This is a genomic window from Streptomyces sp. NPDC092952, assembly GCF_044754785.1.
Taxonomy (GTDB): domain Bacteria; phylum Actinomycetota; class Actinomycetes; order Streptomycetales; family Streptomycetaceae; genus Streptomyces.
On the sequence record NZ_JBIVPT010000025.1, the window covers coordinates 28,897 to 42,190 of the forward strand.

12 protein-coding genes and 1 pseudogene are annotated in these 13,294 nt (G+C 71.2%); 8 read left to right on the forward strand and 5 right to left on the reverse strand.

Features of this window, described 5'->3' with window-relative positions:
- The 5 genes and pseudogenes from ACIQGQ_RS33435 to ACIQGQ_RS33455 form a co-directional block, all read left to right on the forward strand.
- Nucleotides 1–799: pseudogene (locus ACIQGQ_RS33435) on the forward strand (hypothetical protein); the annotation flags it as partial.
- A 98-nt stretch (nt 800–897) separates the two neighbouring features.
- Complete coding sequence (locus ACIQGQ_RS33440; RefSeq protein ID WP_402403236.1) at nt 898–1,488, forward strand: type VII secretion system-associated protein; 591 nt, start codon at nt 898–900, stop codon at nt 1,486–1,488.
- Nucleotides 1,485–2,834, forward strand: a complete 1,350-nt coding sequence (locus tag ACIQGQ_RS33445; protein ID WP_402403239.1) for a hypothetical protein — start codon at nt 1,485–1,487, stop codon at nt 2,832–2,834. The genes ACIQGQ_RS33440 and ACIQGQ_RS33445 overlap by 4 nt, the downstream gene beginning before the upstream one ends.
- A gap of 164 nt (nt 2,835–2,998) precedes the next feature.
- Nucleotides 2,999–4,447 (forward strand): argininosuccinate synthase, encoded by a 1,449-nt coding sequence (gene argG / locus ACIQGQ_RS33450; RefSeq protein ID WP_402403241.1) that lies wholly within the window; start codon nt 2,999–3,001, stop codon nt 4,445–4,447.
- Nucleotides 4,448–4,698: 251 nt separating this feature from the next.
- Nucleotides 4,699–6,072 carry an alkaline phosphatase gene (locus ACIQGQ_RS33455; protein ID WP_402403243.1) on the forward strand — a complete coding sequence of 458 codons (1,374 nt, stop codon included), beginning with the start codon at nt 4,699–4,701 and terminating at the stop codon, nt 6,070–6,072.
- A gap of 89 nt (nt 6,073–6,161) precedes the next feature.
- Here the strand turns inward: ACIQGQ_RS33455 and ACIQGQ_RS33460 are convergent, their stop codons facing one another.
- Nucleotides 6,162–6,848: a TetR/AcrR family transcriptional regulator gene (locus tag ACIQGQ_RS33460; RefSeq protein ID WP_402403245.1), complete on the reverse strand. Its 687-nt coding sequence runs from the start codon at nt 6,846–6,848 to the stop codon at nt 6,162–6,164.
- Nucleotides 6,849–6,951: 103 nt separating this feature from the next.
- Between ACIQGQ_RS33460 and ACIQGQ_RS33465 the strand changes: the two genes are divergently transcribed.
- From ACIQGQ_RS33465 to ACIQGQ_RS33475, 3 genes are all read left to right on the forward strand, one after another.
- Nucleotides 6,952–7,857 carry an SDR family oxidoreductase gene (locus tag ACIQGQ_RS33465; RefSeq protein WP_402403249.1) on the forward strand — a complete coding sequence of 302 codons (906 nt, stop codon included), beginning with the start codon at nt 6,952–6,954 and terminating at the stop codon, nt 7,855–7,857.
- 1,061 nt (nt 7,858–8,918) lie between these two features.
- Nucleotides 8,919–9,317 carry a hypothetical protein gene (locus ACIQGQ_RS33470; protein WP_402403252.1) on the forward strand — a complete coding sequence of 133 codons (399 nt, stop codon included), beginning with the start codon at nt 8,919–8,921 and terminating at the stop codon, nt 9,315–9,317.
- 251 nt (nt 9,318–9,568) lie between these two features.
- Nucleotides 9,569–9,985 carry a hypothetical protein gene (locus ACIQGQ_RS33475; protein WP_402403255.1) on the forward strand — a complete coding sequence of 139 codons (417 nt, stop codon included), beginning with the start codon at nt 9,569–9,571 and terminating at the stop codon, nt 9,983–9,985.
- An 87-nt stretch (nt 9,986–10,072) separates the two neighbouring features.
- On the opposite strand, the gene ACIQGQ_RS33480 is transcribed toward ACIQGQ_RS33475, so the two are convergent.
- The 4 genes from ACIQGQ_RS33480 to ACIQGQ_RS33495 all read right to left on the reverse strand — a co-directional run bounded on the left by ACIQGQ_RS33480 (nt 10,073) and on the right by ACIQGQ_RS33495 (nt 13,168).
- Complete coding sequence (locus ACIQGQ_RS33480) at nt 10,073–10,978, reverse strand: S41 family peptidase (RefSeq protein WP_402403338.1); 906 nt, start codon at nt 10,976–10,978, stop codon at nt 10,073–10,075.
- Nucleotides 10,979–11,269: 291 nt separating this feature from the next.
- Entirely contained in the window at nt 11,270–11,719 is a 450-nt protein-coding gene (locus ACIQGQ_RS33485; protein WP_402403257.1) for a hypothetical protein, read from the reverse strand.
- A gap of 220 nt (nt 11,720–11,939) precedes the next feature.
- Nucleotides 11,940–12,749, reverse strand: a complete 810-nt coding sequence (locus ACIQGQ_RS33490) for an aminoglycoside N(3)-acetyltransferase (RefSeq protein WP_402403259.1) — start codon at nt 12,747–12,749, stop codon at nt 11,940–11,942.
- 47 nt (nt 12,750–12,796) lie between these two features.
- Nucleotides 12,797–13,168: an alpha/beta hydrolase gene (locus tag ACIQGQ_RS33495; protein ID WP_402403262.1), complete on the reverse strand. Its 372-nt coding sequence runs from the start codon at nt 13,166–13,168 to the stop codon at nt 12,797–12,799.
- Nucleotides 13,169–13,294: the final 126 nt, after the last annotated feature.

The window sequence follows — 13,294 nt, forward strand, 5'->3', positions numbered from 1 at the left end:
CCTCGGCGACAACCTCGGCGACAACCTCGGCGACAACCTCGGCGACAACCTCGGCGACAACCTCGGCGACAACCTCGGCGACAACCTCGGCGACAACCTCGGCGACAAGGGTACCGAGAACGAAAACCCGGAGACCGAGGAGTCGGCGACCGAGGACGAGGACTCGGAGACCGACACCACCACGGACAACGACAGCGACGTGTCAGGGATCGGATACGTGGCGGACGACGAGGAAAGCAACTCGGAGGACGACACGTCCGACCACAACGACCAGTCGGACAACGACAGCGACGCCTCGGAGAACGGCTACGAAGCAGACGACGAAGAGAGCATCCGGGAAAGCGACCTGGAAGGCGACGACTCCGAGGACGACGGCGCGGCGGACGGGACATCGGCACCGCCGCCCCCTCCCCAGTCCTCCCCCACAAACACGAGCACGAGCACGAGCACGAGCACGAACAGCAACAGCAACAGCAACAGCAACAGCAACAGCAACAGCAACAACACGACGGAACCAGGTCAGGCCGCCCCCGACGTCCTCGCCCAGATCCTCGACCGGTACGGGGTGCGGGACATTCGCGTACAGCTGGTGAACCTGCGTCGGCTCACCGATCTGCCCCTGGCCACGAGGGCAACGCTGGAACTCCTGCCCCAAGGGCAGTCCATGCGGGACCTAGGACTGACGGACCTCCAGATGCTGCGGGTCCTCGCCTGCCACCATGCTCTGGCCCCGGAAGCGGCGGAGGAGTTGCGCGGGCATCCGGAGTACGAGGCGATCATGCGGCGCGAGGTCGGGTGACCCACGGTGTCGGCACATGGGACGGAGCAATGACGGAATCGAACCGAGGCACACAGATGCAGCACACCGACGGGTCGGCCGATGGGGCATCGCCACCCGTGCCCGAACACGTCCGCGCGGTCGCGCGGGACGCGCCGGACCACTGGATCGGCGTCGTCGACCCCGCCTGGACCGACGCCGCCGCCCCGCCGCCCTGGGCGGTGACCGGGGAGTGGCGGTCCGCGCCCGACGGTGAGGTCGTGGAGTGGCGGCCCAACGACGACTACCGGCCGTCCCCGCTCGCCCTGGAGTGGCCCGAGCCGACCGATCCGGTCGATGCCGCCGTGCAGCTGGCCGTCACCGGGTACGGTCCGCTGAGCGATGTCGTCGAGGCGCTGGCGGGCGCGGAGGTGGCCGTGCTCCGGGCGCCGGACGGCGGCCCGCTGACCGTCGCCGGGGCCGACGGTTCGCCGACGGTCCCGCTCTTCACCTCCGTACCTCACCAGTCCTTCGAGGGCGTCCTGGCGCACGACACGGTCGTCGTCGCCGACCTGGTAAGCGGCCTCGCCACCGACCGGGTCCATCTCTCGGTCAACCCGGCGGGCCCGGCCCACCTCCGGCTGGAGGCGCGCCTGATCCGCGACGCACTCCCGCCCACCGCTCCATCCCGTCCACTCCCCACCAGTCCCGTCATCCAGAGGACCCCATGACCACGTCCAGGAACGAAGAAGCCGCGTCCACCGCCGCTCACGCGACTTCCACCGAGGCAACGGCCGCGGAGCAGCCCGCCACTCCGGGGGAACCGGAGGAGCCTGCGGAGAAGACGGCCCCGAAGCCCGCTGCCAAGACGTCCACCGCCACCACTGCCACGGCCGAACCGGAGGCGGAGGCGAACACGGCGGAGACAGCTGCGGAGGCGCCGGAGGCGAACACTGCCGAGGCCGAGGCCCGGACGAAGACGGAGGCCGAGGCTGCCTCCGATGCCGAGGCCGAGGCCACCGCGTCCATGACCGCCACCACCACGACCGAGGACCCCGAGAGGACGGGCCGGCCGAACAAGGCGCTCCTGGCGGGCGCCGCCATCGCGGGTGCCCTGCTCGTGACGATTCCCTTCCTGGTCAACGTCGGCGGGAGCGGCGACGACGGCAAGCGCTCGGCCGGCGGCGAGGTTCCGGGGACCCTGCTGGGCTCCGGCAACGGGGACGTACCCGGCGCGTTCGCGTCCGCGGCGCCCTCGCCCCGCAAGCCCGGCGACAAGCAGGGGCTCGGCGGCAATGAGGACGGGAGGGGCAAGGGCGGTGCCCCCTCCACCGACGGCGAGAACGGTTCCACCCCGCTGAACGAGGGCGGCTCCACCCCGCTCGACGAGGGCGGCGGCACGGCCGGCGGCACCCGCACGCAGAAGTCCGGCGACAACACGACGACCAAGGCCGGAAAGACCACCACGAGCGACACCGGAACCAGCAGACCGGCGGGCAGCACGTCCGGCGGCGCGTCGGGCGGCTCGGGCACCACCGAGAAGACCACCCCGCCGTCGAGCACGGTCTACAGCGGTGTCGCGGGCCCGGGCTGCGCCACTCCCTCCGGTGGCGGCTACCAGCAGGAGGGCTACTTCTCCGAGGGCGACGCCGGATGGCTCACCCAGTCGTCCGGCGGTTCGGCGTCGGGCGGCTGCAACGGCCGCTACGTCGCCGTCCCCATGTCCGGTTCCACCACCGAGGACGCGAAGAGCCGGGTCCGGTGGTGGTGGACACCCGGCACCCGGGCCCGCAGCTGCCAGATCTCGGTGTACATACCGAACGGAAGCACCAAGTTGGTGGGCGGGCACCCCACGAAGTACCACGTGCTGGTGAACGCCAACGACCGTTCGACCATGTACAGCAGCTTCACGATCAACCAGGTCGCCCATCGCGGCCAGTGGGTGAACGCCGGGACCTTCGCCATGAAGGGCGCCACCATCGGGGTGAAGATGCTGGACCGGGGCGACGACTGGTCCAAGGGCTGGGAGAAGGCCCACCATGCCGCCGCCCAGATCAAGGTGACCTGCAACTCCTGACGGCCCGCCGTCCCGGGCGCCCCCGAGACGCCCGGGACGGCACCCTCGACCAGGCGCATCACTTCGGCCCGAAGCACCCACCAGGCGCACTCCACCGGACGCGCCCCACCAGGCACGACACACCTCATGTTGCATGATCATGCGAAGTGGTGCATAGTCTTGCCATGTCCAAAGTCCTTACCTCCCTCCCCACCGGCGAGCGCGTCGGCATCGCCTTCTCCGGCGGTCTCGACACCTCCGTAGCCGTCGCCTGGATGCGTGACAAGGGCGCCGTGCCCTGCACGTACACCGCCGACATCGGCCAGTACGACGAGCCCGACATCGCGTCCGTGCCCGGCCGCGCCTCCGCGTACGGCGCCGAGATCACCCGGCTCGTCGACTGCCGGGCCGCGCTCGTCGAGGAAGGGCTGGCCGCGCTCTCCTGCGGCGCGTTCCACATCCGTTCGGGCGGGCGCCCCTACTTCAACACGACGCCGCTGGGGCGGGCCGTGACCGGCACCCTGCTGGTCCGCGCCATGCTCGAGGACGGGGTGCAGATCTGGGGCGACGGCTCCACCTTCAAGGGCAACGACATCGAGCGCTTCTACCGGTACGGGCTGCTCGCCAACCCGCACCTGCGCATCTACAAGCCCTGGCTGGACGCGGACTTCGTCACGGAGCTCGGCGGCCGCAAGGAGATGTCGGAGTGGCTGCTCGCGCACGGGCTGCCGTACCGGGACTCGACGGAGAAGGCGTACTCCACGGACGCCAACATCTGGGGCGCCACCCACGAGGCCAAGACGCTGGAGCACCTCGACACCGGGGTCGAGACGGTCGAGCCGATCATGGGCGTGCGGTTCTGGGACCCGTCGGTGGAGATCCCCACCGAGGACGTGACGGTCGGCTTCGACCAGGGCCGCCCGGTCACCATCAACGGCAAGGAGTTCGCCTCCCCCGTCGACCTCGTGATGGAGGCCAACGCGATCGGCGGCCGCCACGGCCTCGGCATGTCCGACCAGATCGAGAACCGGATCATCGAGGCGAAGAGCCGCGGCATCTACGAGGCGCCCGGCATGGCGCTGCTGCACATCGTCTACGAGCGCCTGGTCAACGCGATCCACAACGAGGACACGCTGGCCGCATACCACAACGAGGGCCGGCGGCTCGGCCGGCTGATGTACGAGGGCCGCTGGCTGGACCCGCAGGCGCTGATGATCCGCGAGTCGCTCCAGCGCTGGGTCGGCGCGGCCGTCACCGGCGAGGTGACGCTGCGGCTGCGGCGCGGCGAGGACTACTCGGTCCTCGACACCACGGGCCCGGCGTTCAGCTACCACCCGGACAAGCTCTCCATGGAGCGCACCGAGGACTCGGCGTTCGGCCCGGTGGACCGGATCGGCCAGCTGACCATGCGGAACCTGGACATCGCCGACTCGCGGGCGCGGCTGGAGCAGTACGCGGGGCTCGGCCTGGTCGGCAGCGGCCACCCGACGCCGATCGGTGCGGCGCAGGCCGCTTCGACCGGGCTGATCGGCGCCATGGACCAGGGCGGCGCCCAGGCGATCGCCTCGCGCGGCGAGGCCGCGGACGAGGAGGCCATGCTGGACCGTGCCGCGATGGAGTCCGGCACGGACTGACACCGGTCACCGGCCGTCACCCGGCGGGCCCCGGCGGATTCCCTTCCGCCGGGGCCCGTCGCCGTACCGGGGGGGGCGCGGGCGCTCCGCACGCGGGGCGCTCCCCGAACGTTGCGCATGTCATGTCCCGGGCGTTCCGCATGCCATGTCCCGGCAGGACGGAAGCAGCCAGGACGTCACCGGCGGTTCATCCGGCGCTGATGGGCTGTGTGTCGTCGGTGCTGCCCGCCGACCGGATCAAGGAGATTTGCATGCCCATACAGCGCCTGTCCCGCAAGCATCTGATGGCCACCGGTGCCGTCCTCGCGGCGACCGCCACCGCTGCCGTCGCGCTCACCGCCACGGCCGGCGCGCACGACACGAAGGACTACGCGAAGAGCGCCATCAAGGGCGGCAAGGCGAAGAACGTCATCCTGCTCATCGGTGACGGCATGGGCGACTCCGAGATCACCCTGGCCCGCAACTACACCGTGGGCGCGGCCGGCCGCCTGAACATGGACAAGTTCCCGCTGACCGGCGCGTACACCACGTACGCCGTGCACGAGAACGGCACGCCGGACTACGTCACCGACTCCGCGGCCAGCGGTTCCGGCTGGGCGACCGGTGTGAAGACCGTCAACGGCCGGATCTCCAAGACGCCGGGCACCAACAAGGCCGTCCCGAGCATCCTGGAGCTGGCGCAGAAGGGCGGCTTCGCCACCGGTTCGGTGACGACCGCCGAGCTGACCGACGCCACCCCGGCCGTCCTCGCCTCGCACGTCACCGACCGCTCCTGCCAGGGCCCGGCCGACATGGCCAAGTGCTCCGTCGACACCATCGGCAAGGGCGGCCCCGGCTCCATCGCCGAGCAGAGCGTGAACCACAAGGTCGACGTCCTCCTCGGCGGCGGCAAGCAGCGCTTCGACCAGAAGATCACAGAGGGCCCGTACAAGGGTCTGACCGTCACCGAGCAGGCGCGCAAGCTCGGCTACCAGGTCGTCACCGACGACGCCTCCCTGAAGGCGACCAAGGGCGACAAGCCGGTGCTCGGCCTCTTCGCCCCGGGCAACGTCCCCACCGAGTGGACCGGCAAGCCCGCCGCGCTCGGCGGCACCGACCCGCAGCGCTGCGTGACCTCCAACGCGAACCGGCCCGCCGGCACCCCGGAGCTGGCCGACCAGACCGCGAAGGCCATCCAGCTGCTGGAGGCGAAGCAGAAGCGGAACCACGGCAAGCAGGGCTTCTTCCTCCAGGTCGAGGGCGCGTCGATCGACAAGCAGGACCACGCCGCCGACCCCTGCGGCCAGATCGGTGAGACCGCCGCCTTCGACCGCGCGGTGAAGACGGCTCGCGCGTACGCGGCCAAGCACCCCGACACCCTGGTCGTCACCACCGCCGACCACGGCCACACCAGCCAGATCATCCCGCTGGAGGCCCAGCCGCCCGGCCTGAGCTCCACGCTGATCACCGACGAGGGCCAGCCGATCAAGGTCAACTACTCGACCAACGCGCCCGGCCAGTCCCAGGAGCACACCGGCACCGAGGTCCGGATCGCCGCGCAGGGCCCGCAGGCCTACCGCGTCCTGGGCGTCACCGACCAGACCGACCTGTTCGGCACGATCCGCGAGGCGCTCCGCCTGCGCTGACCAATCGGAGATCCGCACCGCGGCCCCGTCGGCATGAGCAGTTCGCCGACGGGGCCCGGGGCTTTCGGCCGTGGACGGTCCTGCCGGTGTCAGGCCGTGTCCCGGGCGGAGCGGTAGCCGCGCAGGAGGGCGGTGAGGATGTCGGTGAGACGGGGTGCGACGTCGACGACGGCGTGGGCGAGCTCGGGAGTGTCCTCGTAGAAGCGGCGCAGTTCGGTGCCGGGCGCGGCCATCTGCCACAGTGCGCCCGCCATCGCCGTCGCGGTGGCCACGGTGTTGCCGGCCTGGTCCGGCGTCAGACCGAGCACCGCGCCGAGCGCCGAGCCCACGGCGGCCGCCTCCGCCACGGCGATGACCTTGAAGGTGCGTACGGCGTCGAAGGACACGCCGCGTTCGAGGTTGAGCGGGGTGTGGGCGAGCAGGTCGCAGAAGAGCGGCCGGGCGACGAGCGTCCGCGCGAGGGTGCCCGCGACCGCGACGAGCCGTGCCTCGGCGTCGCCCGCGCCCCGGGGGGTCTGCGGGCCGAGCCGGTCGCGGACCTCCTCGGACCATTCCTTCCATTGGACGGCGACCAGGCGCAGGAAGATCTCCTCCCGGGTCTCGAAGTACCGCAGCATCGCCGATTTGTGCATGCCGACGGCGGCGGCGATGTCGGTGAGGGTCACCGAGCGGACGCCGTGCTCGACGGCCAGGCGCTCGGCCGCCCCGAGGATCGCGGACTCGCGCATGCGTTTGGCCTCGGCACTACGGGCACGCTCGAACTTCGGCTGGGTCATCCGCCCACTTTAGCGCAACCATGTTGTGCTATTAGCACAACAGCGTTTCACTAGAGGTGCGCCCCGGCGCGGACCCCATCGCCTCAGTGGAAGCAGGCACTCCATGTCAGCCCAGACCGTTGTCATCACCGGCACCAGCAGCGGCTTCGGCCGCCTCGCGGTGCGACGGTTCGCCGAAGCCGGCTGGAACGTCGTCGCCACCGTCCGCAAGGAGACGGACCTCGACGCGCACGCCGGCCTCGGCAATGTGAAGACGCTCCTGCTGGACGTCGACGACGAACAGGCCGACCTGGCGTTCGCCGACCTCGCCCTGTCCCGGTTCGGCCGTGTGGACGCCCTGATCAACAACGCCGGGTACTTCCAGGGCGGCCCGCTGGAAGCCACGACGATGGACCAGGTGCACCGCCAGTTCCGGACCAACGTCTTCGGGCTGATCGCGCTGAACAAGGCGTTCATCCCGCTCTTCCGCACGCAGCGCTCCGGCGTCGTCGTCAACGTCAGTTCGATCAGCGCCGACGGCGGCTACCCGTACACCTCCGTCTACCAGGCATCGAAGGCCGCCGTCGCGTCCCTCACGGAGGGCCTGCACGCGGAGCTCGCGGAGTTCGGGGCGGTCGTGAAGGCGCTGCACCCCGGCAGCCACGAGACGAAGATCTTCAGCAAGGTGGACCGCGCCGAGAACGTACCCGTCGACTACGACGCCGGCTGGGCGGCCTTCGCCTCGCTCAACCTCGTCCGCTCGGATCCCGCCGGCACGGCCGAGGTCATGTTCCGCATGGTCACCGACGGCGACCGGAAGAAGGTCCACTACTACTCGGGCCCGGACGGCGAGGCCATCCCCCGCGTGAAGCAACTGCTCGGCCAGGACTGGTATTTCGAGGAGCTCAGCGCCCGCAACCGCGGCCAGGCCAGCCCCTTGTGGAGCGCTGTGATGCCGACGCCGGTCGCCGCGCCCGCCGAGGCCGGCGGAACCTGGAACCGAGACGCCCCCGGCAACCGGAGTCGCTGACACCTCGGACCTTGGTCCGAACGGTGAGCGAAGGTCCAATCGGCGCATGGCTGAGGCCGGCACCGACCTGGGAGTCGTACGAGCGCCGTCGGGGGTCCTCGTCCTCGGGACGGCGCCCTGGATCGGCTACTGGCCGCAGCTGGGTCGGCCGCTGTCCGAGCGCGCGGGCGCCGCGGCGCCCGTCGGGGGAGGACACGTCCACGACTGGCCGTGCGAGATGGTCGCGGTTCCCGCAGCGGCAGAAAGGCAGTCGGCGGTCCGGCCGGCACGACGGTGTCCCCTCTGGACACCGATCCTCCTCGGTGATCTGCCGGTCGACCGGTGCGGCAGGTGATCGGTGACGCGGTCGCCCTCGACTCGTGGACCGGAGACGGTCACCCGTCAACAACGGACGGCCTCGCCGATTTCACCTACTGGGGAGGCTACGCGGATGCCGCCCACCTGCGGTTCGGCGGGCAGTTGACCATCCGGCACGGCCACCGCGTTCACGGATGGCTCGATCCGCCTTCGGCGACGCCGAGGCGCTCGCCGTGCCCGGAGCCGGAAGCCATCGGAGAGTACACGACACCCCCACATGCGCACCTCCTGGTCTGGTCCCCAGGCAGCGAAGCACCTGGTCCGCCGGTTCCTGCCGCGCCGCACTTCCCCGCCCGGTCCACGCCTCCGCGTCGCCATCGCGCACTCGGCCGTGCGGGCCCGTGCCGCGGTCGAGTAGTCGCCCTTCGCCCGGTGCGTAAGGCCTGGCCTCTTACACAACTTCTGTCATTCGCGAGCGAACAGGACCACCGCCCCTCGGCCGGATCCGGCGCGCGCTCGACACGCCCCACCACCCCCGGCTCGTACCGGCATGACCTGGCCACGCGCCATGTGCCGGCCCCGCGAGAGGCCAGGGGTGTCCGCCGGTCGGCCTGTCGGGACACACCGGCAACCGGGCCCAACAGCTTTGTCTGACGTGATGAATGGGGCCTGCCAGACATTGCCGGGACGGCGAAGACTCGGTGCAGCGCCAGCACCGGCCCCGGTCGAGGGCCGGGAGCGCGAACGACCGAGGAGGACGCCCCTTGAGCAGGAAACCCCTGTGCACATTGGCCGCAGCCGCAGCCGCAGCCGCAGCCATCGCCGTCGCCGTACTCGGCGGAACCGGTCACGCCGCCACGGCAGCCCCGGCCCGCGCCACCCAGGCCCCGGACGCCACATCGAGCACACCGCCCTCCGCGGTGAACAGAGTCGGCAGCATGCTGAAGTTCGACTCCGGGAGAACCTCGGGCGGGCGGCTTCTGCCGGGCGGCTCGTACCTCGTCCACTGCTTCACCAACGGTCCGGCGTACACGGACCGCGGCCGCACCAGCACGGTCTGGCTGTTGATGGATTTCCCCTCCAGCCCCGTCGAGGCGAAGACCTGGGTGAGCAGGGTCTACCTGAGCCCCGAGGACTACGACGCGCTCCTGCCCCATTGCTGACTGCAGCATGCGGTACGGACCGAGAAACCCGACGCGGCCCGGCATGAAGGCCGCCGCATCACGCACACCACCGCTCCCCCGGAACCGCCGCCTTCGCGAAGACCGGACGATCGACGGTCCACCGCATCGGCGCGGGCCGGCGGGGAGGTGACCGGCCCGTGACCCGAGCCGGCCCGCGCGCGGTCCCCCGGCGGACCCGCGCGTAACGCCAACAGCACACCCGACAGGCAACACACCGGAAGGAATCAATAATGAAGCAGCTCAAGCGTTCCGCGACCGCGGTGCTGACCGCGGCCCTCCTCGGCGGGGCCGGACTGGCCGTCACTGCCGCCCCCGCCCACGCCGTCCAGAGCCCGGCCGTCTCGACGAGCGCGCCGTCGTCCCCGGCCGCGCAGCCCACGCTGCAGCGGACCAAGTACTACGTGAACTTCGCCTACTCCTCGTGGTCCCACTGGACTCCGGACTCCCGGGACTCCTCCCACGCGGGCACCCTGTACGCGGGGAGGAACTACGTCTACTGCTTCACCAACGGTGAGAACTACACCGACAAGGGCCACACCAGCACCGTCTGGCTGCAGACCGACGACGACAGCGGCAACCCCAACGTCTGGGTGAGCAGGGTCTACCTCAGCGCCGCCGACTACAACGTGGACCTGCCCCGCTGCTGAGACGGCACAGCGCCAGGGTGCCCCGGTGGGCCTCATCCCGGGATGAGGCCCACCGGGGCACCCGGCCTCCTCCCGACCGACAGGAGGTCAGCGGGGACTCCGGCACCCCTCCCGGGTCCTGAGCCAGTCCGTGGCGGCCGCCAGCGCCCCGTCCTTCCCCAGCCCTTCCGGAACGGTCACGTCGGGTACGACGGGCCCGTCGTACAGGCGTCCGTCCCGGTCGGCCTCGCGGGCCACGGTCAGGATGACCAGCGCGCCGTCGGAGAGCCGGTACGGGGCGTTCGCGGTGGGGACACCGGCGGTCGGCTGCCCGAAGGCACGGGTGTCCGGCCGGCCCCGGAAGGCGATGGCGACCGCTTCCGCGGCGCTCGCGGTCCGCCCGCTGGTCAGCACGGCCACCGGCGGCATCGGCCGGGCCAGCGGAGCCGCGGGGCCCCACTTCTCCAGGTACTGGCGGGGCGTGCCCTTCTCGATCGTCCAAGGCGTCCTCCTGCCGTCGGCGTACACGGCCTCACCGACGGTGGCATCACCGAGGACGGGCCCCACCGCTGCGAGCGGCCCCCACATGTCCCCGCCCTTGTTGCTCCGCAGGTCGACGACCCAGCCGCAGGCGCCCCGCCGGTCGATGCCCTCGACGGTCGAGCGTGCCGAGCGGACGTACGGGCCCGCGACGCGGTCGGACGGGACCGGAGGGAGCGTCAGATACCCGATGCCACCGGCGAGCCGACGGCCCTCGGGCAGCATCAGGTCACCGGCCGGCACGTTCAGGGCCCGGGACGCCTCCCGGGGATCGAAGAAGGTGCTGTGCCCGTCGCCCAGGTCCCTCAGTGCCTGCCGGACCGCCTCATGGGTGTCGGCGGGAGTCCGTGCCGCCCCGGCACGGACGACGGCTTCCCGCCGGACCCTCGGCCAGTCCACGTCCGCGGTGACGAGGGAGTGCTCCTCCATCACGTCCAGCGCCGAGCCGAGGTAGGCGCTCGCCCTCGGCGACATCCCGTCCGCCGCCCCCGCGCCGCCCCCGGCGCATCCGACCACGGCGAGCACGGCGACGAGAACAGCCCCGGCCCCGCGACCCCCGCGCCCTCGGCGGGCGAGGCACCCCGTCTGTACGGATATCGCCCGGCCGGGGTCACGGGGGTACGGGCCGGTTCGCTTCACAGGCTCACAGTAGGCGAATGATGATCTCCATGCGGGAGGGCGCAGGTCACAGATTCGGACCGGGTGGGGCGGATCGAGCGCGAACGCGCTGGTACCGAGCTGGTGCCGACTTCCGCCGGACCGACGTCACGTCAGTCGGGGTCTCCTCCAGAGCAATGTGACCGCGACGATGCCCGCCAGGCACGGAATCATCCCGGCCCAGCCCAGCTCCGGCGGCAGGCCGGTCGCGCCGGAGGTGTCCTTGGTCAGCAGCCCGGCCAGCCCGATGCTGGTGCCGAGCACGAGCATCACGGTCGCGGCGGGACGGGCCCACCGCTTGCCTGCTCCGACGGCCCAGGCCGTTGCGAGCCAGGCGAGGACGCCGAACGCTCCGATGACGGACAGCACGACCAGGTAGGTGGTGACGGCCGAGTCGACCCGCGCCCGGGGGTACATCGGATAGCCGGCGCGGATGTGGTCGGCCAGCAGATGGGTGGTGCCGTGGTCGACGTACGGGGCGATCGTCACGAGGACGGTGAGCACCACGCCTGCGTACATCGCTCCGAGCGCCCCTCGCGTACAGAGTGGCTTCTTCATCAGGGTGCTTCTCTCTCTTCTTGGCAGGTCAGGGTGGTGCGGTGGTCGCCGTACCGGGTCTGCTGGGCCCCGGTGCCGGGGACGGCGGCTGCAATACCGCCGAGGCCGGTCGCGGTCGGGCGCGGGTCGCGGGTCGCGGGCGACCGTGTTGTCGCGCAGGCGCGGGCAACGGGAACTGCCGGGGGCCGGTCGTCAGGACCTGTGGAACGGACGGGTTCGTTCACGGGTTCTGTTGGTCCGCGTCGAGCAGTTCGGTGAGGCGGCGGACCGCGAAGGAGACCAGCGGCCGCACCGGGATCAGCCGGCAGGGAGCGTCGCCGACCATCGTCTCCTCGATGCCGGCCTGCTCCTCGAATTCGCGGCCGACGGCGGGGAAGTACCTCCCGTTGTCGTTGCCCACGTCGAGCGTCTCGACCCACACCCGCTCTCCGTCGAGGTCCCGTGGGAAGCGACGGACCTTCAGGCGTGGGTTGGGTGTGAGTGTTTCGGCGTAGTGCAGGAAGGTGTTGCGGTCGTGGCCGACCCCCACGAGGAGGATGTGGCCCCCGAGGTCGTTCAGACGGCCGAACGGCGACATGGGGCCGACCGCGAATCCGAGCGTCTGACGGCGAACGACATCGGCTGCCCGCGCACCGATGGCGGCGACGGACGCCTGCGGATGCGAGCTGCGCACGCTCCCGGGCAAGGAACGCAGGTGTTCGGGGACGGCGCCCATGCCGGTGGACGGCAGGTCGGGATGAAAGGCGGGCACGGCCGCGCGCCGTTCGATCACCTCGGCATCGGGGACACCGACGCGGTCGGGGTCGGGATCGGTGACCTGCCAGGTGAAGGTGGGAGCGACGAGCGTTCCGGTCGGGCCGAGCACGGTGCGCAGGCTGCCGATCACGGTGGCGGCTCCGCCGTCGACGTGGCCGATGCTGGACAGGGAAGAGTGCACGATCACGGACATGCCTTCCTGGACCCCGGCCTTGCGCCAGCCCTCCACCAGGTCGGTTTCGGTCAGCCCGTCGGTCCGCTCGGTCATGCGCATGCTTGAGGATCTCCGTCTCCGGGGTGGTGGGGTGCATCGCTCCTCCGTCACCTGACCGGCGCCGTGCGGAGGAACGCGAGGATCTCCGCCCGGGCAGCCCCGGCCCGTGGTTCCACGGCAGGCATGGCGAGGAACGCGTGCCTCGCGCCCGGGTATCCGGAAAGCCTCACAGGCGTCCCGGCCGCGTGAAGCCGCTCGGCGTAGCGGCGGTCGTGATCGGCGACCGCGTCCCGGGTGGGCACCACCACGAGCGCGGGTGCGATTCCGCCCAGGTTGCCGGTGTACGGGGGCGAGAGCGCGCCGGCACCGGTTCCCGGCGGGACGGCGGGCCGCCGCAAGAACCGCGGTCGCGTCAGAAATGGGGGCGGGCCGTATGCGTACTCGACCATCGACGGGCAGTCGTACATCGTCTCGGTCACGTCGATGGCCCCTCCGTGTCAGCGACCCCGCCCATGTCTCCCCCTCCGTCAGGTCTATGGACCGGCGACCTGAAACCTACGCCGTAGGTTTGTTTTCCCGTACGGTAATTTCTACGGCGTAGGTTT

Bases quoted from the DNA above. Each gene is read 5' to 3' on its own strand.
- ACIQGQ_RS33445 (WP_402403239.1), top strand. From the start codon at position 1,485: ATGACCACGTCCAGGAACGAAGAAGCCGCGTCCACCGCCGCTCACGCG.
- argG (WP_402403241.1), top strand. From the start codon at position 2,999: ATGTCCAAAGTCCTTACCTCCCTCCCCACCGGCGAGCGCGTCGGCATC.
- ACIQGQ_RS33455 (WP_402403243.1), top strand. From the start codon at position 4,699: ATGCCCATACAGCGCCTGTCCCGCAAGCATCTGATGGCCACCGGTGCC.
- ACIQGQ_RS33460 (WP_402403245.1), bottom strand. From the start codon at position 6,848: ATGACCCAGCCGAAGTTCGAGCGTGCCCGTAGTGCCGAGGCCAAACGC.
- ACIQGQ_RS33465 (WP_402403249.1), top strand. From the start codon at position 6,952: ATGTCAGCCCAGACCGTTGTCATCACCGGCACCAGCAGCGGCTTCGGC.
- ACIQGQ_RS33475 (WP_402403255.1), top strand. From the start codon at position 9,569: ATGAAGCAGCTCAAGCGTTCCGCGACCGCGGTGCTGACCGCGGCCCTC.
- ACIQGQ_RS33480 (WP_402403338.1), bottom strand. From the start codon at position 10,978: ATGTCGCCGAGGGCGAGCGCCTACCTCGGCTCGGCGCTGGACGTGATG.
- ACIQGQ_RS33485 (WP_402403257.1), bottom strand. From the start codon at position 11,719: ATGAAGAAGCCACTCTGTACGCGAGGGGCGCTCGGAGCGATGTACGCA.
- ACIQGQ_RS33490 (WP_402403259.1), bottom strand. From the start codon at position 12,749: ATGCGCATGACCGAGCGGACCGACGGGCTGACCGAAACCGACCTGGTG.